The sequence below is a fragment of the Bradyrhizobium sp. AZCC 1610 genome, from assembly GCF_036924515.1.
GTDB lineage: Bacteria > Pseudomonadota > Alphaproteobacteria > Rhizobiales > Xanthobacteraceae > Bradyrhizobium.
This window is the reverse complement of the sequence record NZ_JAZHRR010000001.1, coordinates 4,238,466-4,260,842: the sequence shown is the minus strand read 5'-3', so window position 1 is coordinate 4,260,842 and position 22,377 is coordinate 4,238,466. Positions and strand designations below refer to the sequence as shown.

The 22,377-nt window shown below is 62.7% G+C and carries 20 protein-coding genes and 1 pseudogene; 10 read left to right on the top strand and 11 right to left on the bottom strand.

The window, feature by feature from the left end:
• Nucleotides 1-47: 47 nt before the first annotated feature.
• Nucleotides 48-404 (bottom strand): DUF427 domain-containing protein, encoded by a 357-nt coding sequence (locus V1279_RS21160; protein WP_334439691.1) that lies wholly within the window; start codon nucleotides 402-404, stop codon nucleotides 48-50.
• Nucleotides 405-589: 185 nt separating this feature from the next.
• Between V1279_RS21160 and V1279_RS21155 the strand changes: the two genes are divergently transcribed.
• The 3 genes from V1279_RS21155 (at nucleotide 590) to V1279_RS21145 (ending at nucleotide 2,868) form a co-directional block, all read left to right on the top strand.
• Nucleotides 590-844 (top strand): BolA family protein, encoded by a 255-nt coding sequence (locus V1279_RS21155; RefSeq protein ID WP_334439689.1) that lies wholly within the window; start codon nucleotides 590-592, stop codon nucleotides 842-844.
• Nucleotides 845-872: 28 nt separating this feature from the next.
• On the top strand, nucleotides 873-2,051 hold the full coding sequence (locus V1279_RS21150) for a low temperature requirement protein A (RefSeq protein WP_334439686.1): 1,179 nt from the start codon (nucleotides 873-875) through the stop codon (nucleotides 2,049-2,051).
• A 517-nt stretch (nucleotides 2,052-2,568) separates the two neighbouring features.
• Nucleotides 2,569-2,868 (top strand): hypothetical protein, encoded by a 300-nt coding sequence (locus V1279_RS21145; protein WP_334439683.1) that lies wholly within the window; start codon nucleotides 2,569-2,571, stop codon nucleotides 2,866-2,868.
• Nucleotides 2,869-2,891: 23 nt separating this feature from the next.
• Here V1279_RS21145 and egtD read toward each other — a convergent pair whose 3' ends face one another.
• Both egtD and egtB read right to left on the bottom strand, forming a co-directional pair.
• Nucleotides 2,892-3,863 carry an L-histidine N(alpha)-methyltransferase gene (egtD, locus tag V1279_RS21140; RefSeq protein WP_334439681.1) on the bottom strand — a complete coding sequence of 324 codons (972 nt, stop codon included), beginning with the start codon at nucleotides 3,861-3,863 and terminating at the stop codon, nucleotides 2,892-2,894.
• 47 nt (nucleotides 3,864-3,910) lie between these two features.
• Complete coding sequence (gene egtB, locus V1279_RS21135; protein ID WP_442894902.1) at nucleotides 3,911-5,077, bottom strand: ergothioneine biosynthesis protein EgtB; 1,167 nt, start codon at nucleotides 5,075-5,077, stop codon at nucleotides 3,911-3,913.
• Between the two features lie 384 nt (nucleotides 5,078-5,461).
• Here egtB and grxD point away from each other — a divergent pair, with 384 nt between their 5' ends.
• Genes grxD through V1279_RS21115 form a run of 4 tightly spaced genes read left to right on the top strand, consistent with a single transcriptional unit; the run spans nucleotide 5,462 to nucleotide 8,961 of the window.
• Nucleotides 5,462-5,800, top strand: a complete 339-nt coding sequence (gene grxD, locus V1279_RS21130; protein ID WP_334439677.1) for a Grx4 family monothiol glutaredoxin — start codon at nucleotides 5,462-5,464, stop codon at nucleotides 5,798-5,800.
• Entirely contained in the window at nucleotides 5,797-6,351 is a 555-nt protein-coding gene (locus V1279_RS21125) for an O-acetyl-ADP-ribose deacetylase (protein WP_334446502.1), read from the top strand. The genes grxD and V1279_RS21125 overlap by 4 nt, the downstream gene beginning before the upstream one ends.
• A 41-nt stretch (nucleotides 6,352-6,392) precedes the next feature.
• A complete protein-coding gene (locus V1279_RS21120) occupies nucleotides 6,393-7,676 on the top strand; it encodes a serine hydrolase domain-containing protein (protein ID WP_334439674.1) in 1,284 nt (427 codons plus the stop codon).
• Complete coding sequence (locus tag V1279_RS21115; RefSeq protein ID WP_334439672.1) at nucleotides 7,657-8,961, top strand: serine hydrolase domain-containing protein; 1,305 nt, start codon at nucleotides 7,657-7,659, stop codon at nucleotides 8,959-8,961. Before V1279_RS21120 ends, V1279_RS21115 begins: the two co-directional genes overlap by 20 nt.
• Before the next feature lie 11 nt (nucleotides 8,962-8,972).
• Here the strand turns inward: V1279_RS21115 and V1279_RS21110 are convergent.
• Nucleotides 8,973-10,455 (bottom strand): annotated as a pseudogene (locus tag V1279_RS21110) (GH1 family beta-glucosidase).
• A gap of 250 nt (nucleotides 10,456-10,705) precedes the next feature.
• On the opposite strand from V1279_RS21110, the gene V1279_RS21105 reads away from it, so the two are divergent.
• On the top strand, nucleotides 10,706-12,265 hold the full coding sequence (locus V1279_RS21105; protein ID WP_334439669.1) for a glycoside hydrolase family 17 protein: 1,560 nt from the start codon (nucleotides 10,706-10,708) through the stop codon (nucleotides 12,263-12,265).
• A gap of 39 nt (nucleotides 12,266-12,304) precedes the next feature.
• Here the strand turns inward: V1279_RS21105 and V1279_RS21100 are convergent, their stop codons facing one another.
• From V1279_RS21100 to V1279_RS21080, 5 genes are all read right to left on the bottom strand, one after another.
• A complete protein-coding gene (locus V1279_RS21100) occupies nucleotides 12,305-13,372 on the bottom strand; it encodes a threonine aldolase family protein (RefSeq protein WP_334439667.1) in 1,068 nt (355 codons plus the stop codon).
• Nucleotides 13,373-13,413: 41 nt separating this feature from the next.
• Nucleotides 13,414-14,559 carry an alpha-hydroxy acid oxidase gene (locus V1279_RS21095; RefSeq protein WP_334439665.1) on the bottom strand — a complete coding sequence of 382 codons (1,146 nt, stop codon included), beginning with the start codon at nucleotides 14,557-14,559 and terminating at the stop codon, nucleotides 13,414-13,416.
• 160 nt (nucleotides 14,560-14,719) lie between these two features.
• On the bottom strand, nucleotides 14,720-15,337 hold the full coding sequence (gene rpsD / locus V1279_RS21090; protein ID WP_334439663.1) for a 30S ribosomal protein S4: 618 nt from the start codon (nucleotides 15,335-15,337) through the stop codon (nucleotides 14,720-14,722).
• Between the two features lie 214 nt (nucleotides 15,338-15,551).
• On the bottom strand, nucleotides 15,552-16,331 hold the full coding sequence (locus tag V1279_RS21085) for an acyltransferase (RefSeq protein WP_334439660.1): 780 nt from the start codon (nucleotides 16,329-16,331) through the stop codon (nucleotides 15,552-15,554).
• 200 nt (nucleotides 16,332-16,531) lie between these two features.
• Entirely contained in the window at nucleotides 16,532-17,311 is a 780-nt protein-coding gene (locus V1279_RS21080) for an HpcH/HpaI aldolase family protein (RefSeq protein ID WP_442894794.1), read from the bottom strand.
• A 431-nt stretch (nucleotides 17,312-17,742) separates the two neighbouring features.
• On the opposite strand from V1279_RS21080, the gene V1279_RS21075 reads away from it, so the two are divergent.
• Both V1279_RS21075 and V1279_RS21070 read left to right on the top strand, forming a co-directional pair.
• A complete protein-coding gene (locus V1279_RS21075) occupies nucleotides 17,743-18,990 on the top strand; it encodes a serine hydrolase domain-containing protein (RefSeq protein ID WP_334439655.1) in 1,248 nt (415 codons plus the stop codon).
• Nucleotides 18,991-19,319: 329 nt separating this feature from the next.
• The gene (locus tag V1279_RS21070; RefSeq protein WP_334439652.1) at nucleotides 19,320-19,787 is read left to right on the top strand and encodes a GlcG/HbpS family heme-binding protein; all 468 of its coding nucleotides are present in this window, start codon (nucleotides 19,320-19,322) and stop codon (nucleotides 19,785-19,787) included.
• 73 nt (nucleotides 19,788-19,860) lie between these two features.
• Here V1279_RS21070 and murI read toward each other — a convergent pair whose 3' ends face one another.
• Both murI and purB read right to left on the bottom strand, forming a co-directional pair.
• Nucleotides 19,861-20,649, bottom strand: a complete 789-nt coding sequence (gene murI / locus V1279_RS21065) for a glutamate racemase (protein ID WP_334439650.1) — start codon at nucleotides 20,647-20,649, stop codon at nucleotides 19,861-19,863.
• Nucleotides 20,650-20,928: 279 nt separating this feature from the next.
• A complete protein-coding gene (gene purB, locus V1279_RS21060) occupies nucleotides 20,929-22,236 on the bottom strand; it encodes an adenylosuccinate lyase (protein WP_334439648.1) in 1,308 nt (435 codons plus the stop codon).
• Between the last annotated feature and the right edge of the window lie 141 nt (nucleotides 22,237-22,377).

Sequence of the window (22,377 nt, the reverse complement as noted above, 5' to 3'; positions counted from 1 at the left end):
ACGCAGCGTGCGGCGATGCGGCAAATTTCCTTTGGATCGGGCTCTCACTACACTTCCTCGATCGTCACCTTGTCCGGATAGAACGCCAGATGGCCCGCGATCTCGGCCATGGCCGGGAAGGGCGTCTCATAGGTCCAGATCGAATTTTCGATGCTCTTGCCGTTGGCATTGATGCTGAAGTAGTTCGCATCCCCCTTGTAGGGGCAGTGTGTGGTCCGCTCGGTGCGGGCCAAGAGCGCCATATTGGCGTCCTCGCGCGGCACATATTGCACCGCCGGATAGCTGGCTTCCTTCAGGGTCAGCGCATGGGTGGTATCGGCAATGACCACGCCGCCGGCCGAGACCCGGACGCGTTTGGGGTTTGCCGTAATCGTGATCGGATGGTCGGGACCGGGCAATTTCATGATTTTGAGCCTCTTTTTAGGTCAGCCCGACGTAATCGGGCGCGACTTGATCTCGCGGTGTCAAACGGTTGGAGGCGGAATATAGTGCCGCCGGGCGTGACCTAGAAGAGCGTACGCGCTAGGTTCGGCCGTCACGGTCGCGCGAGCCGGCCGTGATTCGAAACACCTGACGGAGACATGCTGGAATGCCGATGGACGCCCACGATATCGAATCGATGATCAAGGCAGCTATCCCCGATGCCGAGGTGACGATCCGCGATCTCGCAGGCGACGGCGACCACTACGCCGCGACCGTGATCTCGGAATCCTTCCGCGGCAAGTCGCGTGTGCAGCAGCACCAGATCGTCTACCAGTCGCTCAAGGGGCAGATGGGCGGCTTGCTGCATGCGCTGGCGCTGCAGACCGGGGTACCTGGCGGACCCGGGGTGCCAGAAAGCTAAGCCCGGGACGGGCCACGCAGGGGCATCGATGACGGACAATTCGCACGGCGCGCTGTTTCGCCCGATCGTGCCGCACCAGCATAACCGCGTCACCTACGTCGAACTGTTCTTCGACCTCGTTTTTGTCTTTGCGGTTACCCAGATCTCGCACACGCTGCTCGCGCATTTTACGCTGCTGGGCGCGCTGCAGGTCACGCTGCTGTTCCTCGCGGTGTGGTGGGTGTGGGTTTTCACCTCATGGATCACCAACTGGCTCAATCCCGAAAAGACTCCGGTCCGGCTCCTGCTGTTTGCGATGATGCTGGGCGGGCTGGTGTTGTCGACCTCGATCCCGGCCGCGTTTGAAGCGCGAGGATTGTGGTTCGCCATCGCCTACGCGGCGATGCAGGTCGGCAAGACGATCTTTCTGTGGTTATCGACGCCGCCGTCGCGCCCGCGGATGCGCATGAATGCCATCCGGATCGCAGCATGGCTGTCGATATCGGCGATCTTCTGGATCGCCGGCGGGGTGATGGAAGGTCAGTCGCGGCTGGTGCTCTGGGCGATCGCGCTCGTCATCGAATATATTTCGCCGGCGGTGCGGTTCTGGATTCCCCGATATGGCGCGTCCTCCGTCGCGGACTGGATGATCGAAGGCGGCCACATGGCCGAGCGCTGCGCGCTGTTCATCATCATCGCGCTCGGAGAATCCATCGTCGTCATCGGCGCGACCTTTGCCGAACTCACCTGGACGACCGAAAACGTTCTGGCGTTCGTCGCAGCCTTCCTCGGCAGCCTCGCAATGTGGTGGATCTATTTCCACATCGGCGCTGAGGCCGGCTCCGAACAGCTTTCAAAATCGAGCGAGCCGGGAAGGCTGGCGCGGCTGGCCTACACCTATCTGCACATGCCGATCGTGGCCGGCATCATCGTCACGGCGGTGGCGGACGAACTGGTGCTGAAGCACCCGAGCGGTCATTCCGATCTCAAGACAGTGATAAGCGCGACCGGAGGTCCCTTGCTGTTTCTGTTCGGGACCATCCTGTTCAAGTACAGCTTTCGCGGCTTCCTTCAGCTCTCGCACGGAGGCGGCATCCTCGCACTCTGTGTGCTCGCCTGGTTCGCAAGCGAGCTGTCACCGTTGATGCTGTCCATCTTGACCACCGCGATCATGATCGTGGTCGCGGTGTGGGAATCGATCTCGCTGCGATCCGACCCGAGAGAATAGTACCTCTAGTCAGGCAGCGACCGCCTGACCGGCAGCAATGGCGACGTGCTGTTCTGATCGACGACGTTTCGAAGAACGAGAGTTGACAATTGTACGACGAGCGCCCGCAGTCTGGCGTTCTCCTCGATGAGGGACGCCCGTTCGGTGTCCGCCTCTTGATCCCAGGCGGAGTCCTCGCGAACGGACGACGAGCTGGAATATTGCTTCCGATTGCCGGACGCTGGATACGCATTCCCCATAACTGAAATCCCCTGGCACGAACTCACCCCTAGCCGAGCCTGCCGCAGAAACTCGACTGAGTCCGCGTCAAAAATTGGACCTTTCGAAGGGCAAACGGGAGCGCAGATGGAGCGTTTTGCGGGCGGGTCGATAAAGATGAAGATTTGTTAAGAAGTTTGTCTATAGTGGGCGCGGCAAAGGTGCGGGGACGCGCGGCGGCGTAGCACCTTTTCCATCAGACCTTGACCAGCGCGATTCACTCAGTGCCCACGGGGGTCCGTGGTGGGAATACGCGCCTATGAAACAAAGTGAAGCAAGAGTACGCATTATTCAGGAGTGGGATCGCTGGATCTTAGCGCAGTCGATCGAGCAGGACCGGCCCACTGGAAAAGACTCATTGAAGTTCTTCCACGAACTGCAGGACACCGGATCGCCGCTCCTGGATTTCCAGTCTCGCGGACAGGACAAGTGGCGGATCATTCACGCGTGGTTGCTGGGTGCAGACCGATTGTTCGATGACTGGATATCTGCCGCGCCCCGGATCGCCCCAACACGCAGGCCGCGGCCGCACCGCACGAGATCGGACTGCAAGACGTGAATTGCAAAGCGCGCGACCAATCCTCAGCCTGACGCCGCCAGCGCGTGAACCGAAAACATCCGGTCCCGATCGGTCCAGGATTCCCGCACCGACCAGCCGGAGTCGCGCGCCAGTACGGTGAAGCGATCGAGGCTGTATTTGTAGCTCGACTCGGTGTGGATGCTTTCGCCGGGACGGAATGAAAAATTGCGTCCGAGGATGCGCACGGTCTGCGCCTTCTTGGCGATCAGGTGCATCTCGATGCGATGGCGCTCGCGGTTATAGACCGAGCGGTGCATGAAGGCGGAAACGTCGAAATTGCCGCCGAGCTCGCGGTTGATGCGGACCAGAACGTTGAGATTGAATCGCGCGGTGACGCCGGCGGCGTCGTTATAGGCATCGTAAAGCACCCGCTCGTTCTTTTCGAGATCGACGCCGATGATCATCTGCGCGCCTTCGCCCAGAATGTCGCGCGCGCTGCGCAGGAAGGCGCGCGCTTCGTGCGGCTCGAAATTGCCGAGCGTCGATCCCGGAAAGAAGCCGACCTTGGGCATCCCTTCGATCTCGGCCGGCAGGGCAAACGGCGCGGTGAAATCGGCGGCAACCGGATAGACGCCGAGCTCGGGAAAATCCTTGCGCAAGGCGCTCGCCTGCGCGTTCAGGAAGTCGCCGGAAATGTCGACCGGGACATAGGCGCCGAAATCGCAGCGCTCCAGCAGCAGGCGGACCTTGGTGGTGGCGCCGGCGCCGAATTCCACCAGCGCAGCGCCGCTCGGAATGATGGAAACGATCTCGTCGCCGCGGCTGCGCAGAATGCCGAGCTCGGTGCGGGTCGGATAATATTCCGGCAGAACCGTGATCTGCTCGAACAGCTCCGAGCCTGCGGCGTCGTAGAAATATTTCGGCGACAGGCGCTTGGGAAATTGCGACAGATTGCCGATCACGTCTCCGGCGAAGGCCGAAGTCTGCTCATCGAACGGGTAGCTTTGGGCCAAGGCGGCGGCATGCACATTCATGATACTCTCCCGAACGCGCTTACCGGCGCGCTATGATCCATGTTGGGTCAGGCGTAATCTGCGAGGCGTAACCCCGTGAATTGCCAGCGGTGGTGCGGGTAGAAGAAGTTGCGATAGGTGATACGGCTGTGGCCGGGTGGAGTTGCAAGCGAGGAGCCGCGCAGCACGAGCTGGTTGACCATGAACTTGCCGTTGTATTCCCCCAGCGCCCCTTCGATGGCGCGGTAGCCGGGGTAGGGGGCGTAGGCGCTGCGGGTCCACTGCCAGACGATGCCGAAGGCGTCGTTGAACTGGCCGGCGCGGGCGGCGACCTCCCATTCCATTTCGGTCGGCAGATGCCGGCCGGCCCAGCGCGCGAACGCGTCCGCCTCGTAGTAGCTGACATGGCAGACCGGGGCGGAGGGGTCGATCGGCTGCAATCCGCCGAGCGTCATGATTCGCCATTCGCCGTCGACCTGGCGCCAGTGGCCGGGGGCCTGCCAGCCCTCGTTGGTCACGGTGGCAAAGCCGTCCATCAGCCACAGCGTGGCGGTGCCGTAGCCGCCATCCCTCATGAAGGCCAGCCATTCGGCATTGGTGACGAGGTTGCGGGCGAGCCGGACCGGGCCGACCAGGGCGCGGTGCGCCGGCTTTTCATTGTCGAAATGGAAGCTGTCGTCGGCATACCCGACGGTGTGGATGCCCTCGTTGAGGGCGACCCATTCGTCGCCGTCGCGATGCGACGCCGGGAAGCGCCATGACGGGTCGTAGGCCGGCGGAATCGGGTTCTGGGCAAAGGCGTGCAGGATGTCGGTCAGCATCAATTCCTGATGCTGCTGCTCGTGGTTGAGGCCGACCTCGACCAGCGGCACCAGCCTGGCGAGGGCCGCCTCGCCGGCAGCCTGGAAGAACTTGACCACGGCGGCATCGACATGCCGGCGATAGGCAGTGACCTCGTCCGCGCTCGGACGGGTGAGGTGGCCGCGCTGGTGCCGGGCATGCCGGGGACCTGCGCTGACGTAATAGGAATTGAACAGAAAGGCGTAGTCGGGGTGGAAGGGCTGGTAGCCCTTGCAGTGCTCGCCGAGCAGGAATTGCTCGAAGAACCAGGTGGTATGGGCGCGGTGCCATTTGGCCGGGCTCGCGTCCGGCATCGACTGGATGAGCTGGTCCTCGGGGCTCAAGGGCGCGGCCCGGCGCTCGGTCTCGCCGCGGACGGCCATATAGGCTTCCACCAAATTCTGGGCGAGGGTCCCTGAATCGGAGAAAAGTGACGGGGCGGGGGTCGCAAACTCGGCGGCTACTGATTTCGTCACAGGTGTCTCCGGTGAGCGGGGAGAACGTTAGTCCGGCAAACTGGTTCCCGACGGGCGGTCCGTCCTAGATAGGGGTTCCCTTCCGGGAAAAAAGCCTTCCCCGCTATGATATTGATGTCGTCAGACTATGGGCGGTGGTCGCCCCCAAGGGGCCCCGATCGGCCCCGCGCATCCCAGCTACTCGCCATTTTACTTTGGATGCACAACGGTTTGGGCTACATATATGGCAAGTAACCGGGTTAAACGGGATGAGCCGGCCCGTCAGACAGAGCCGCAGGGGCCAAAGTCCCAAAAGGAAGCAATATGAGCATCGAGCAATTCATCGACAACGAAGTGAAGTCGAACGACGTCGTGCTGTTCATGAAGGGGACGCCGCAGTTTCCGCAGTGCGGTTTCTCCGGCCAGGTGGTCCAGATCCTCGATCACGTCGGCGTCGGCTACAAGGGCCTGAACGTTCTCGAATCCGCCGAACTTCGCGACGGCATCAAGACCTATTCGAACTGGCCGACTATTCCGCAGCTCTACGTCAAGGGCGAGTTCGTCGGCGGCTGCGACATCATTCGGGAGATGTTCCAGGCCGGTGAATTGCAGCAGCTGTTCGCCGACAAGGGCGTCACCGTCAGCGCGGCAGCTTCCGCCTGAGCGCGATCGCGCGCCAGATCGGCACGGCGCGGCTGGAAGTCATTGTTGCCGACATCACCACGCTGCGCGTTGACGCCATCGTCAACGCCGCGAATTCGTCGCTGCTCGGTGGGGGCGGCGTCGATGGCGCAATCCATCGTGCTGCGGGGCCTGAGTTGTTGGCCGAATGCCGGACGCTCCACGGCTGCGAGACCGGCGACGCCAAGATCACCGAGGGCTATCGGCTCAAAGCCAAGCACGTGATCCATACGGTTGGGCCGGTGTGGAACGGCGGCACCCTCGGCGAGGACGATCTGCTCGCCTCCTGCTATCGCCGCTCGATGGAGCTCTGTCAGAAGCACGGGCTCGCATCCGTGGCCTTTCCAGCGATTTCCACCGGCATCTATCGCTTTCCTGCCGACCGCGCCGCCGGTATTGCGGTCGCCACCGTTGTCGATGCGCTGGCTGCCGCGCCTTACGTGACAAAGGTCATCTTCTGCTGCTTCTCTCCCGACGGCGGTCGGCTGCATGAAGAGGCAATGGCGGCCTTTGGCGGCCCTTGCGCCGACTGACGCCACAGCTACACTCAAAGGCATATTTCGGAGGGGGCCAAATGAATTTACGTCGATTGCGGCGCGCGCTCACCTGTGGTGCGCTGATGCTTGCCACGCTGTCGTCCGCCCAAGCGGAAGGCACTTTCGATCTTCCCGCAGGCGCGCATTTCAACAAGGAAAAGCTTGCGAAGATCACCGAGTTCTTCAAGAACGAGGTGTCGACCGGCAAGATCGCCGGAGCCAACGTCCTGATCCAGCAGCACGGCAAGCCGGTCTATCACGAAACCTTCGGCGTCCAGGACGTGGTGTCGAAGGCGCCGATCACTGACAAGACCATCTTCCGCCTGTCTTCGCTGACCAAGGCGATCACCTCGGTTGTGGCGATGCAGTTGATCCAGGACGGCAAGATCAAGCTCGACGATCCCGTCTCGAAGTACATTCCCTCCTTCGCAAATATGAAGGTCGGTGAGGAGAAAAAGGCCGAGGACGGTACCAAGACGCTCGAGCTGGTGCCGCTGACCCGGCCTATTACCGTTCTCGACCTGATGCGTCATACCTCCGGCATCACCTACGGCTTCTACGGCGACAGCCTGGTGCGCAAGGCCTACAAGGAGGCCAACATCTACGCGGGCGAATTCGACCTCGCCGAATTCGCCGAGCGGATCGCCAAGCTGCCGCTGCACAACCAGCCGGGCGCGCTCTGGCAATACGGCCATTCCACCGACATCCTGGCGCGGATCATGGAGATCGTGTCCGGAAAATCATTGCTCGAGATCGAGCGGGAAATGCTGCTCGATCCGCTCGGCATGACCGATACCGGCTTCTTCGTTACCGAACCGGAGCGGCTGCAGCGGCTAGCCCAACCGGTGCCGAACGACAGCGATTTCCGGGTCGGCCGCCTATACAGGACCGAGGTTCGCCAGAAGTGGGAATCCGCCAGCGGCGGCATGGTTTCGACCATGTCGGACTTTTCGCGCTTTGCGCAGATGCTGGTCAATGGCGGTACCTTCGAGGGCAAGACCTATCTCAGCCCGAAGACGTTCGAACTGATGACGTCGGACCATGCCGGCAAGGCCTCCGGTGTCGCGCGGGATCATTACTATTTTCCCGGTGACGGTTTCGGCATGGGGCTTGGGTTTGCCGTGCGCACCGATCCCGGCAACGCCAAGCCGCCGCCACCGGGATCGCTCGGCGAACTGAAATGGGACGGCGCCGCGGGCTGCTATATGGTGGTCGACCGCAAGCAGGACATGTTCTTCGTGGTGCTGGAGCAGACGCCGACGGAGCGCCAGCGCGTCCAGCGGACGCTGAAGCAGTTGGTCTATGAAGCGCTGGAGAACTGACGGCGCCGCAGGGCGCTGCCTCGTTGCAGCGGCGCTCGCGCTGCTTGTTCTCGGCGGCTCGCTGCACGAGGTGCGAGCCGAGCCGAAGGCGCCGGACGCGCCAACTTTTTCACGCGCGGCCCTTGACCGGATCGGCGACTACGTTCGCAACGAGGTCACGACCGGCAAGATCCCCGGCGCAGTCCTCCTGATCCAGCAGCACGGCAAGCCGGTCTATCTCGAAAGTTTCGGCGTGCGGGACCCCGCGTCCAGCCAGCCGATGACACCGGACACCATTTTCCAGATCTATTCGATGTCGAAGGCCGTCACCTCGGTTGCCGCGATGATGCTGGTGGACGACGGCAAGCTGTCCCTCGACGATCCCGTGTCGAAATACATTCGCGCCTTTGCGGATGCAAAGGTCGGCGTCGATCTTTCCGATGAAGCCGGACAGTATCCGCTCAAGCTCGAGCCGTTGAAGCGCCCGATCACGATCAGGGATCTGCTCCGGCACACGTCGGGCATCACTTACGGCTTCTTCGGTGAAACCGCGGTGCAGAAACTCTATGCCAACCCACAGCTGTACGCCGGCGATTTCGACAATGCCGAATTCGCCGACCGGATCGCGACGTTGCCGCTCGCCGATCAGCCCGCAACGCGTTGGAATTACAGCCATTCAACCGATGTACTCGGCCGTGTCGTCGAGGTGGCCTCGGGGCAGACGCTGTTTCAATTCGAAAAGCAAAGATTGTTCGATCCGCTCGGCATGTCCGAGACCGCGTATTACGTCGCCGATGAAGCGAAGTGGCCGCGCATTGCCCAGGCATTTCCCGTCGATCGTTTTCGGGTGGCCGGGATCAAGGAGCCGACAGTGGCGCGGCGCTGGGAATCCGGCGGCGCAGGACTGGTCTCCACGGCTGGCGACTACGCTCGCTTCCTGCAAATGCTGCTCAACGGGGGGACGCTGGACGGCAAGCGCTACCTCAAGCCCGAGACAGTCGCGCTGATGACGTCGGATCAGATCGGGCCGGAGACCAGGATCATTCACGACCCCTTCTATTTCCCGGGCCCGAGCAGTGGCTTTGGCCTTGGCTTTGCCGTGCGCACCTCGCCGCCGCTGAATACGACATGGCCGCTCGGCGAATACCGCTGGGACGGTGCGGGCGGCAGTTTCTATTTTGTCGACCCGCAGGACGACCTGCTCGTTGTCTTCATGGTGCAGGCCCCGACGCAAGGCGGGCGGATCCAATTGGTGCTGAAGACGATGATGTTTGAGGCGCTGGGCAAGGGCCTGCGCAAGGATTGACAATCGCCTGACTACGCCACGGCGTTTCGCGCGATCGTCTCGCGGTAGAAAGCCGTGCTCAGCTTGGGCGTCCGACGCTTGGTATTGAAGTCGACGTGGTAGAGGCCGAAGCGCTGTTCATATCCGTCCGACCATTCGAAATTGTCCATCAGACTCCACAGGAAGTATCCGAGCACGGGCACGCCCTCGGACGTCGCGCGCTGCAACTGCGTCAAATAATTGCGCAGATACATGATGCGATCCACGTCGTAGATAGTCCCGTCCGCGGCCGGCTGGTCGCTCCCCGACGTTCCGTTCTCGGTGATGTAGATCGACTTCACGTTCCACAGTTTGGCCACATGGCGCGGGACCCAGTACATCGCCTCGGGGACCGGGCCTCAGCCAACCCGCTTTCATATGCGGAAACGATGCCGGAAACGGCGCCAGCGTGAAGCCGCGTTCGTTGTCGGCGGCCACGACATAATGGTCGGGCGTGTACACATTCAGTCCGACAAAATCGATCGGTGACGAAATGATGGGCAAATCCTCAGGCGTGAATTTCGGCGCGTCATGGCCGGCCCGCGTCAGGTATGCGTCGGTATATTTTCCCTCCATCATGACAGTCAGATAGCCGGCGTTGAGCTCACGCGTCGCCATCTCGGCGGCACGGATGTTGGCTGGCGTTTCGATGGCAGGGATGCAGCTCACGGCATTCTCCGCCGGACCGACCCTGGTCCCAGTACGCCCATGGGCCCTGATAGCCTGAACCGAAAGGCCGTGGCCGAGCGCGACGTGGTGACGGACCTGGTTCAATCCCGATTGGGATAGTTTGAGGCCCGGCGCATCGGCGCCCATGCCGTGGCCGAGATGAACGAGCCGGGAGCATTCGTTGATCGTGAAAAAGTATTTCACGCGGTCGCTCAACCGCGCCGCGACATAAGCCGCGTAATCCGCAAATCCCATTGACGTGTCGCGCGAGGTCCAGCCGCCGAAGCGGTCCTGCAGCGCCTGCGGCAAGTCCCAATGATACAGCGTCGCAAACGGCTCGATGCCGTTCGCCAACAACTCGTCGACAAGGCGGTTGTAGAAATCGAGGCCCTTTGGATTTGGCGCGCCGGCGCCTTCCGGGAAGACACGCGGCCATGCAATCGAGAATCGATAGGCCTTTGCGCCCAGCGCCTTCATCAACTGGATGTCTTCTTTGAACAGGCGGTAATGGTCGGTCGCAGTATCGCCATTGCTGTGATCGGAGATCGTGCCGCGCGTGTGGGCGAAGCGGTCCCAGATCGACGGGCCGCGGCCGTCTTCGTGCACGGCGCCCTCGATCTGATAGGCCGAGGTCGCCGTGCCCCACAGAAAACCGTTCGGAAAACCGGAAGAGGTTGTTCGATTCCGTGTTCCGTTGTCCGCGTCCGATTCGGCCAGTCCGGACCCGGCCGACAGCATCGACATTCCAAGCGCCGACCAGCCTGCAATCCTGCCAAATTGTCGCCGGGAAAATCTCTTGAATGGCATCATTTCACTCGCCGTGCCGGGATCAATCTTGAGCAAAACAAGGCTCACCCTTGATGCTTATTGTTTGAAGCAGGCCCAATATCGCCGCTTCCGTGTCTCGGTGCAATTGTGCAACAGGCTGCATCGGCGGGTCGACAGGGCCGCCGCTCGCCGTTAAATAGGCTGATCCATTCACCGATCTGGGAGCAGGACGATCGGCTTTCGCACGCCGCTGGCGCTTTTCTTCGTATCGCTGGGCATCGTTGCCGCGGTGTGGTGGTGGCTGGCCACGCCGGTGGCGCTGACGCGCGCGCCGATCGATGACGCGGCGAAGCTGGAGTGCGTTTCCTACGCGCCATTCCGCAACGATCAGACGCCGCATGATCCGACGCTGATCGTCAGTCCGGAGCAGATCGCGGAGGATCTGGCCGAACTTGCCAAGGTCTCAAAATGCATCCGCACCTATTCCATCGACAACGGGCTCGACAAGGTCCCCGAGCTAGCGTCCAGGGTCGGATTGAAGGTTCTGCTCGGCGTCTGGATCGGACGCGATCGCGCGAAGAATGCCCAACTCGCCGACATTGCGGTCTCGCTGGTGAAGGATCATCCCGGCACGGTGACGGCGGTCATCGTCGGCAGCGAAGTGCTGCTGCGCGGAGAGATGACCGTCGCCGACCTGAGGCAGATCATCCGCTCGGTCAAGCCGCGCGTGAACGTGCCCGTGACCTACGCCGATGTCTGGGAATTCTGGCTGCGTTATCGCGAAGTGGGCGACGACGTCGATTTCGTCACCGCCCATTTCCTGCCCTATTGGGAGGACGTTCCGCCGCGCGCCGAAGATGCGGCCGCGCATGTCGACGGCATTCGCAAGCAGGTGGCGGCAGCCTTTCCCGGCAAGGAGATCCTGATCGGCGAGACCGGCTGGCCAAGCCATGGACGGATGCGCGACGGCGCGCTGGCTTCCCGCGTCAATCAGGCACGTTTCATTTCCGAGATTCTCGAGCGGGCAAGGCGGGACAATTTTCGCGTCAATCTGTTCGAGGCCTATGACGAGCCGTGGAAGCGCCGCTGGGAAGGAACGGTGGGCGGTTATTGGGGGCTGTTTGACGGGACCGAACGCAAGCTGAAATATCCGGCCGGGGTGGCCATCAGCAACTATCCGTTCTGGAAGCTGCAGATGGCATGCGGGCTGTTTCTTTGCACAGGCGTATTCACAATAGCCTTGGTCACGCTGAAGCGCCGACCGTCGCCGACGCCATTGGCATCGTGGCTCGCCGTCGCCGTGTCCGCGACTGCCGGCGGGATCCTGCTGGGCGTGAGCGCCGACAAGATGCTCCACGAAAGCTACGGGGCCGGCGGTTGGTTGATCCAGGGCTTGCTGCTGGCCGCGGCCATCGCCGCACCGCTGCTGTCCACCTATGCCTTGATGTCGGGGCGCGGGCTTCCGTCGTTTCTTGAAGTGTTGGGGCCGCCCAAGGACCTGACCCCATTTTTCATGGCCAACATGCTGGGCATCGCGCTGATCGTGACGACGCTCATTGCCGCGCAAACCGCGCTTAGCCTGATATTCGACGCACGCTGGCGCGATTTCCCGTTTGCTGCCCTGACCATGGCCGTAGTGCCGTTTTGGACGTTGGCGTTCCTCAACGGTTCGAAATCCGGCGAACGGCCGCTCTCGGAAGCCGTGTTTACGGGACTGTTCGCCATGGCGACGGTCTATGTCGTCTTCAACGAAGGGTTCGAAAACTGGCAGGCGATGTGGACCGGGGCGGTGTATGTTCTGCTCGGCAGTGCGCTGTGGCGAGCGCGCACTGCTGCTGTTGTTGTCTGAACTCAGATCAGTTTACCGGACTCGGGACTGACGCCCTTCTCACGCCCAGCGCACGATCTCGCGCACCAGGGCGACCGTCTCCTCGATCATTTCGGCCGTCACATCGAGATGCGTGCAGGCGCGAATGCGACCGTCCATCATCGCGAGCAGAACGCCGCGCTTGCGCAAGGCGTCGACCATTTTGCCGCCGGCGATACCAGCGCCGTCAGGCTCGAAGAACACCAGATTGGTCTCGGGCTCTTGCACCTCGATGCCGTTAATCTGCGACAGCCCGCGCGCCAGCGCACGCGCATTGGTGTGATCGTCGGCAAGCCGTTCGACGTGATGGTCGAGCGCGTAGACGCAAGCCGCGGCGCAGATGCCGGCCTGCCGCATCGATCCGCCGAGGCGCTGCTTCCAGCGCCAGACATCGTCGATGAAGGCGCGCGAACCCGCTATCACGCCGCCGATCGGCGCGCCGAGGCCTTTTGAGAAATCGATCCAGGCCGAATCCCATCCCGCGGCCATATCTTTCGCCGATATCCCGGTAGCTGTGCAGGCGTTCAGCAGCCGCGCGCCGTCCATGTGGGTAATGAGCCCGTGCGCCTTGGCGATCGCTACCACTTCATCCAGCGCCTTTTTCTTCCAGATGGTGCCGCCACCGATATTGGCGGTTTGCTCGACGCTGACGACGGTTTGCGGCGGCTGGTAGCGCGAGCGCGGGTGAAGGGCGGCGCGGAATGTTTCGGGGGCGAATTGCCCGTCGTCGCCCGGCAGCGGCATGATCTGGAATCCGCCGAGGGCGGCATGCGCGCCGCCTTCGCGGGCGATGATATGTGCGCTGGCATGGGCGAGAATTTCATCGCCCGGCCGGCAATGGGCGAGGGTGGCCGCGACATTGCACATGGTGCCCGACGGCATGAACACGGCGGCTTCCTTGCCGAGCAGGTCAGCGACACGCTCGCACAGCAAATTCACCGTCGGGTCGTCGCCGATCTGCTCGTCGCCGACCTCGGCGCGTGCCATCGCCTCGCGCATCGCTTGTGTCGGGCGCGTCTGCGTGTCCGACAGCAGGTTGATGCGGATGGGATCGGCCTTGGGATCGCGCGGGGCAGGGGTGTAGTGCATGGAGGGGTTCTCGATATTTGCAACGTGATTGGGAGAAGGAACTATCTGAAGCGCAGATTTTCGCGTGACAGCTGGTCGATCGATCTGCACCCCATCAGCTTCATTCCTCGCTCGATCTCGGCCCGCATCAGGCCGAGGGCGCGTTCAACGCCGGCCTGGCCGGCCGCGGCAAGAGGATAAAGATAGAAGCGTCCAACGCCAACAGCCTTGGCTCCCAGCGACAGCGCTTTCAGGACGTGGGTTCCGCGCTGGATTCCCCCGTCCATGATCACGTCGATCTGGTCGCCCACGGCATCCACGATTTCAGCCAGTTGGTCGAACGGCGCACGCGAACCGTCGAGTTGCCGACCACCGTGGTTGGAGAGCACGATTCCGGCGCATCCGATTTGAACGGCGCGCCTGGCATCGGCCACCGACATGATGCCCTTCAGGCAGAATTGCCCGTTCCACAGCTGCACCATTTCAGCCACGTCGTCCCAATTCATCGAAGGGTCAAGCATTTCGGTGAAATAGCGGCCGATCGACATGGCGCCGCCGCTCATGTCAACGTGCCGGTCCAGCTGAGGCAGTTTGAAGCTCTCATGCGTGACGTAGTTGATGCCCCACATCGGCTTGATCGCGAACTGGTACATTCCGGCGAGCGTCAGCTTGAAGGGAATCGAAAACCCGGTGCGCAGGTCGCGTTCCCGGTTGCCGCCGGTGATGCTGTCCACGGTCAGCATCATGACCTCGACGCCGGCTTCCTTTGCGCGTTGCATCATGGCGCGGTTGAGTCCGCGATCCCGGTGAAAATAAAACTGATAGACCTGCGGCGTATCGTGCGCCTTGCGCAGTTCCTCAAGACTCACTGTGCCGAGCGAGGATACGCCGAACATCGTGCCGTATTTCGCGGCCGCGGCGGCAACGGCGCGTTCGCCGGTATGGTGGAACAGGCGTTGCAGCGCGGTCGGGGAGCAATAGATCGGCATCGCCAGTTTCTGGCCCATGACGGTCACCGACATGTCGATGGTTTCCACGCCGCGCAGGACGTTGGGCACCAGATCGCAGCGCTCGAAGCTTGCGGTATTCTGGCGAAGCGTTGCCTCGTCGTCGGCGGCGCCGTCGATGTAGTTGAAGATCGGGCCGGGCAACCGTTGCTGCGCCAGCTTGCGGAAATCGTGGAAGTTGTAGCAGTCGCTCAAGCGCATGTTATCCCCCGGCAGAGGTTCAACCCATGGCCACCCCCGGCTGAACCTTCGGCTTAATCCTACTTGCAAGCCGGCGTTTGAACCATGCGCATTGCAGACTGCGCATAGAAAAAGGCCCCGGCAAAACCGGGGCCTTTGATATCTCGAAACCGAAAACAGATCAGCGCGAATAGAATTCGACGATCAGATGCGGCTCCATCTGCACCGCGAAGGGCACGTCCGACAACGCGGGGATGCGGGTGAACTTCGCGGTCATCTTGGAGTGATCGGCTTCGATGAAGTCGGGCACGTCGCGCTCGCCGAGCTGGCTTGCTTCCAGAACGTGGGTGAGCTGCTTGGAGGATTCCTTGATCTCGACGAGGTCGCCGGGCTTGACCTTGTAGCTCGAAATGTTGACGCGGCGGCCGTTCACCTTGATGTGGCCGTGGTTGATGAACTGGCGGGCGGCGAACATCGTCGCGACGAACTTGGCGCGATAGACCACGGTGTCGAGACGGCGCTCCAGGAGGCCAATCAGGTTCTCACCGGTGTCGCCCTTCATCCGGCCGGCCTCGACATAGATGCCGTGGAACTGGCGCTCGGAAATGTTGGCGTAGTAGCCCTTGAGCTTCTGCTTGGCGCGGAGCTGGACGCCGAAGTCGGACAGCTTGCCCTTGCGGCGCTGGCCATGCTGGCCGGGGCCGTATTCACGGCGGTTCACGGGGCTCTTCGGGCGGCCCCAGATATTCTGGCCCATACGGCGATCGATCTTGTATTTCGCCTCACTGCGCTTAGTCATCGCGTCCTCTGCATTAGGTTTGAGTTTTGAGGAAACGCGCCCTCCTGTGCACCGGCATGGCCGGGGCCGACAGGTCCGCCTCGAAAGCTCGGGGAAGACCACGGGTCGCGAAACGCAACGCGGGCCGAAACCGGCCCGCGAGCAAGCGGGTTCTTAGGGAGAAAACGCCGTCCTGTCAACGAAAACGGTCGCTTTTCCGGGCCAGATCGGCCGGTCAGGTCGCGACCGCCCAGACCGGTTTGGGCTCGCTTTGCTGCCGATTGGCACGCAATTCGGCGGCAATTTCACCGTTCAGCACCTGTTCCAGTCGGTTCAACGCCTTGGCCATCGGGGCCGCGTCGGTAATCCGGTGATCCCAGCGCAGCACGACATCGATGGTCTGGTCAGGCTTTTCCACCCCGTAGCTCAGGACAAACGGCCCGGGGCTGATGGCATGGAGCTGGCCGGCGCCATAGGCGGCCACCGAGGTCACGCCAAAGCTGCCGAAATAATTGGCCCGCTGGCGACCGAAATTGAGCCCGATGGCCCAGAACAGGCGGCGCAGCGGCAGCGGCAGTCGGGTGGTGCGCAGGATCTTGCGGAACGCCGGCACCTCGTGGATCGGCGCCTCCTTGGCGTGCCGGATCAGGGCATCGACAGCGGCAAGCGGCATTTCATCCGGCGCGGCGACCTTTTGCGGCAGCACGCAATCCTGGCCGTCCTCGATCCTGGCGATCGCTACCATCGCGACGCTGCGCGGCAGTTCGTAAAAGGCGGGCATCGGCCATTTGACGTAGAGGGTGCGCAGGATCGGCTGTTCCTTCGCCACCAGCGCGAATGCCTTGACGAAGATCGCGGCCCAGCTCGGCCGCTGGGCGGCCTGCGCGCGGGCTTCCTGCAGGCCGCGGATATGAAGCGGTCGCGTGAGCGAAACAAAGGGCACGCGAATCGACGCATGCATGAGGTCGGCGACCAGGCGGCGCGGTAGTGTGATTTTTCGAACCGTTCCGCGCATCGCTTCGCTCAGGGTTTCCGCAATAGACAAATCAGAAAGCCGGCAGGTCGCCTCGGTAACCCGCCAGCGCCTCATCTAGCACGAACAAGGCGTTTTGACGCCAGAAGGTTCGCATCCAAATCGCCCAAATAGCCGCCAGCGCGCGCCCGCAGACAATGTAAACCGCAAGGACTTTGAAGGGCTTGCCGCCGTCTCGGCACCTATCGCTTGATCCCGTCAAAGCTGGCCGCGATGCCGCGCTGGAACAGCGACCAGTCGAAGCCGAGCGCCAGCGCCACATAGCCGCGCTCGATCATCCGGTTGGCCTGCTCGGCGGTGCGTGCAACGCCGCCGATCGGTACGCCGCTCCTGAGGATCCCTTCCTCTGCGCGCTTCATCAACGCCACGACTTCCGGATCGTCGGGCAGGCCGCGCTTGTTGATGGAGGTGGCGAGGTCGCCGGGGCCGATCACCGCAAGGTCGATGCCGGGGGTTGCCATGATCTCGTCGATGCGCTCGACCGCTTCGACATGCTCGATGGTGATCATGCAGATCATGTCGTCGTCCGCCGTCGCCATGTAATCGGCCATCGAGACGCCCCAGCGGAACGGTGCGTGGAACGGGCCCCACAGCCGGTCGCCCTTCGGCGGATAGCGCACGCTTCGCACGGCCTTTTCGGCATCAGCGCGGCTGCAGATCATCGGGAAGTTGATGCCGAGCGCGCCGAGGTCCATCGGCGCTTTCGCCAGCCACGGCTCGTTGGCGGCAATCCGCACCATCGGCACGCAGGGCGTGCCCGCGGTGGCCGTGATCATCGCGTGCGCCGAGCCGAGATCGATCGGTCCGTGCTCGAGGTCGACGATGATCCAGTCGATCCCGGAGCGCGCCATGATCTGCACGGTCTGGATCGAGGGAATGGTCGCGATCGCGCCGAACGTCGGGCGTCCCTCCCGCCACGCATGGCGGAGGCGGTTGAGCGGCGCAGGTTTTGCGGAGGTCAAGGCGGAAGCTCCTGCCTGTGGAACGGTCATGGTTACGGCGGGCGACACCATAGGGCAGATTCATGTCGTATCGAGCCACATTGTTTTTAACGCATCGTATTCGCCGCGCCATGATTCCGGCGCAAGAGCCCAGCAACGCAATGCTCAGGATTTGGCTCGAAGAATGCTTCCATGATGATCGATCGACGTACCCTGTTGGCTGCTGCGTTGGGCTTTGTGCTCTCGCCAGCATTCGCGCAAGAAGCACCGCCGGTGCTCTCGCCTCCGCAACCCGTGATCGAGGGAATTCGGGACTCAACGAACAGCGAGTGCTATTGTCACAACACGAAAGGTCAAGGCGGCGCCGTGCCGACCGCGGTCATCGAACAAAGAATTAGCCTCGGGAGAGCTGCGCGGGCAATACCCGGGCTATGCACGACAGGGAGGCCTCTATGAATCGAAAGACGGCTGGAATTGTCTTCATGATGTGCGTTGGAATTGCGGCGTTGGCCGATTCCGCGAGTGCACAAAAGTCACCAGGGAGTGCAGCTCTCGACACCAGCCTGCGCGGCGCGGTCGAGAGCAGGAACGTGCCGGGCGTGGTCGCGCTGATCACCGATCGCGAGCGGGTGCTTTATCAGAGTGCATTCGGCGTAGCCGATGTCGCGACCGGGCGGCCGCTCACGACCGACGCGCTGTTTCGTATCGCCTCGATGACCAAGCCGGTCACTTCGCTGGCATTGATGCAGCTCGTCGAGCAGGGCCGCCTCGGTCTCGATGACCCGGCCGAAAAATACCTGCCGGAGCTTGCAGGACTGAAAGTCTTTGAATCGTTCGACGCGGCGACCGGAGCCTACCAGCTCCGCCCGGCATCGAGACCAGCGACCGTCAGACGCTTCCTGACGCACACGTCCGGATTGGCCTATCCGTTCACCAGCGCGATCTGGCGCGATTTCAAGCCGCGTGCCGGCGAAAATTATCCGTTCGGCGGACCGTTGCTGTTCGATCCGGGCGAGCGCTGGCACTACAGCACCAGCACCGATGTCGTCGGCAAGCTGGTCGAGGTGGTGTCTGGCCAAAAGCTCGAGGACTATTTCCGCCAGCACATCTTTGCCCCGCTCAAGATGGATGACACGTCCTACAATGTGCCGGAGGCAAAGGGGCCGCGCCTCGTCGCTCAACGGCAGCGCGCTGGCCAGCGCATGGACGGCGCCATCGAATTGCAAACGCCGCAGCTCGGGTTCACCATAGCGGCGCCGATCGGCGGCGGCGGCCTCGCATCGACCGCTGATGACTACGGGCGCTTCGTGCGCATGCTGCTCAACGGCGGCGCGCTTGACGGTGTGCGTGTGCTCAAGGCCGAGACGGTGGCGCTGATGGGCCAGAACCAGATTGGCGCGGTCTCGGTCCCCGCACTCAAGAGCGCGCTGCCGCGTAGCGCCGACTTCACCTTCATCGCGGACGGTCGCGACAAATGGGGGCTCGGCTTCCTCGTCACGTCCGATCAGGTACCCGGCAAGCGTTCCCCCGGCAGCCTGAGCTGGGGCGGTATCAACAACACCTTTTTCTGGATCGATCCGGCGCGCGGCATCGCCGGCGTGATCATGATGCAGTACCTGCCATTCGCAGACGCCAAGGCGCTGGCCGTCTACGATACGTTCGAGCGCGGCGCCTATCAGCTCGTCAACGCCGAGCGGTAGAAAGCTTGCAATGCCGGGTCGGCTTTATGCCGACCACGGCAGACCGAACTGGGACATTGGGTAGCGCGGCCTGGGTTACTTTTGTCTTGGGCGCACACGCACCCGGCGACTTTGTGCCAGCACCCGCCCGCCGAAAAACGGCATCAAAGCAGTTCGAAGCGGTCTTCGCGGAAATTGGGCGGATGGCACGCCGGCAATTGGGCCAGGCGTGCATACATGCCGCGCGCTTGGCTGGCCCTAACCACAGGGCTTGCGACATCATTGACCGCACATCGACGTTTCGTCCCGGTATAATCGCTTGCACAATAAACCTAGGGGAGGAGTCAAAGATGAGGACAATACTGGTCGCTGCCGCACTTGCCGCCCTTACCGTCGGCGCATCTGCTCAAGACAAGCGCCCCGACTACGGCACCGCGGTTAATGCCGCGGGCGCGAAGAAGATCGCAGCCGGCGTCGTCGCCGAATGCCAGAAGAACGGATGGAATGTGGCTGTCGCTGTGGTCGATAATCACGGATTCCTTGTGTACTTCGAACGCATGGACAACACGCAGACGGCCAGCATGGACATCGCCATCGGCAAGGCGAGGGCCGCGGCGACCTATCGGCGCCCGACACGCGTTTTCATGGAGGCGATCAACAAAGGCGGGCCGGCCACGGCCACACTTCCCGGTGTCTTCGCCTCGCCTGGCGGATTGCCGATCATGGTCGACGGCAAAGTCACCGGCGGCGTGGGAGTGAGCGGCGTCACCGGCGACCAGGACGAGCAATGCTCCAAGGCCGGCCTCGGGACTACATAAGAAATTGTATCCCGCACTCCAGCGTACAAGCGCCGGCACGGTTCTGTTGTAGCCGTGCCGCGCCCAGGCGACTTTACGCCAGGACGCGCCCGCCGAAGAACGGCATCAGGGCCCGGCTCAGCGTGTGCGGCCGCCGCGACGTGAATATGATCTCGGCGCTGGCCTTGTCGCTTTCCCGGCCTGGAGATCCGAGCAGTTCGGACACACGCCGGGCGATGGCGGGCGCGGGATCGATCCAGTCGACCGGCCACGGCGCGAGCTTTGTCAGGCGGTCGAGCAGCAGCGGATAATGTGTGCAGGCCAGCACGACGGTGTCGGTGCGATCCTCGCCATTTCCGACAAAGCAGGGGGCAAGCTCTGCCGCGATATCCTCGTCGCGGACGTCGCTGCCGTTGAGGGCCGATTCGGCGAGCGAGGCGAGTTCCGCCGATCCCACCAGCGTCACTTCGCAGCCTTGCGCGAAATCATCGATCAGGCGCCTGGTGTATTCGCGCTTGACGGTGCCCTTGGTGCCGAGCACCGACACGCGTTTGGTCCTCGAACTGGCGCAGGCCGGCTTGATCGCAGGCACGGTGCCGACGAACGGCGCGCTATAGGCGCTGCGCAGATGCGACATCACGAGCGTGGAAGCGGTGTTGCAGGCGATCACCACCAAAGCGGGGGCGTGGCGCGCGATCAGCTCGCCGACCAGCGGCACCACGCGGGCGACGATCTCTTCCTCGCTGTGATGGCCATAGGGAAAGAACGCATCGTCGGCGACATAGACGTAGTGCGCGTCCGGCCGGGCGCGGACGATCTCGCGCAGGACCGTGAGGCCGCCAAGGCCGGAGTCGAAGACGAGGATGGTGGGCGGGGCTGACACGCTGCGACCTTAGCCGATCTGCGGTTACCGTTGGGTTGCTTTGAGAATTGCCGGACGGCGATTGTAACAATTTGGAACGATTTGAATCGGCTTGGCAAGGTCGGAAAATTGCTGGTGTGGCCGCCTAAGGCCTGCAGGCAAGGTCGGCCGAAATGCGAGAAAATCCTGCCAAGCGGCTGGACCGCTTAGAACTTCTCCGATTTCGAGCGGCGTTGTCCGTCGCGCCACGGCGTCCGGCGGCGTATGCCGGCGAAGGCGGCGAGATCGGCGGCGGAATAGTCAGCTCTCGCCGAACACGCGCCTGAAGATCGTGTCGACGTGCTTGAAGTGATAGCCGAGGTCGAACTGCTCTTCGATCTCGGCATCGCTGAGATGCTTCTTCACGTCAGGATCTTTCTTGAGCAGCGTCTGGAAGTCGCCTTCGCCGCGCCATACCGGCATGGCGTTGCGTTGGACGTATTTATAGGCGTCCTCGCGGCTGGCGCCCTTTTGCGTCAGCGCGATCAGAAGCCGCTGCGAATGCACCAGGCCCCCGAGCCGGTCGAGGTTCTTCTGCATGTTGGCGGGATAGATCAGCAATTTCTCGATCAACCCAGCAAGGCGCATCAGCGCGAAGTCGAGCGTCACGGTGGCGTCCGGTCCGATCATGCGTTCGGCCGAGGAGTGCGAGATGTCGCGCTCGTGCCAGAGGGCTACGTTTTCCATCGCCGGCATGGCATAGGCGCGCACCATGCGGGAGAGCCCGGTGAGATTTTCCGAGAGCACCGGGTTGCGCTTGTGCGGCATCGCCGACGAGCCCTTCTGGCCCTCGGAGAAGAACTCTTCCGCTTCCAGCACCTCGGTGCGCTGCAGATGGCGGATTTCGATCGACAGCCGTTCGACCGAGGAGGCGATCACGCCGAGCGTCGCAAAATACATCGCGTGGCGGTCGCGCGGGATCACCTGGGTCGAGATCGGCTCGGGCACCAGCCCCATCGCTTTGGCGACATGTTCTTCCACGCGCGGGTCGATCTGGGCGAAGGTGCCGACGGCGCCTGAAATCGCACAGGTCGCGACCTCCTTGCGGGCGGCGACCAGGCGCTCACGGGCGCGGGAAAATTCGGCGTAAGCATAGGCGAGCTTGAGCCCAAACGTCACCGGCTCGGCGTGGATGCCGTGGGAGCGGCCGATCGTCGGCGTCATCTTGTGCTCGAAGGCGCGCTTCTTCAGCGCCGCCAGGACCTTGTCGATATCCGCAATCAAAAGGTCGGCCGCTCGGGTGAGCTGCACGTTGAGGCAGGTGTCGAGCACGTCGGAGGAGGTCATGCCCTGGTGGACGAAGCGGGCCTCGGGGCCGACGATTTCGGCCAGATGGGTCAGGAAGGCGATGACGTCATGCTTGGTCTCGCGCTCGATCTCGTCGATCCGCGCCACGTCGAAGGTCGCATCCTTGGCCTTGGCCCAGATCGTCTTCGCGGCTTCCTTCGGGATTGTGCCGATTTCCGCCAGCGCATCAGCCGCATGCGCCTCGATCTCGAACCAGATCTTGAAGCGGGTCTGGGGCTCCCAGATGGAGGCCATTTCCGGGCGGGTATAGCGGGGGATCATCGAAAACTCCGGACGAGCAGGGCGGGACACGAGGCGGCCCCGGCCGATTTGTTTTTACGCCGCGCTTTAGCAAATCGTATCGGGTGAGGCCACCCGTACGGTGCCCTCGGGAGGGGAAAACCCGGTCACCGGCCGGACCAA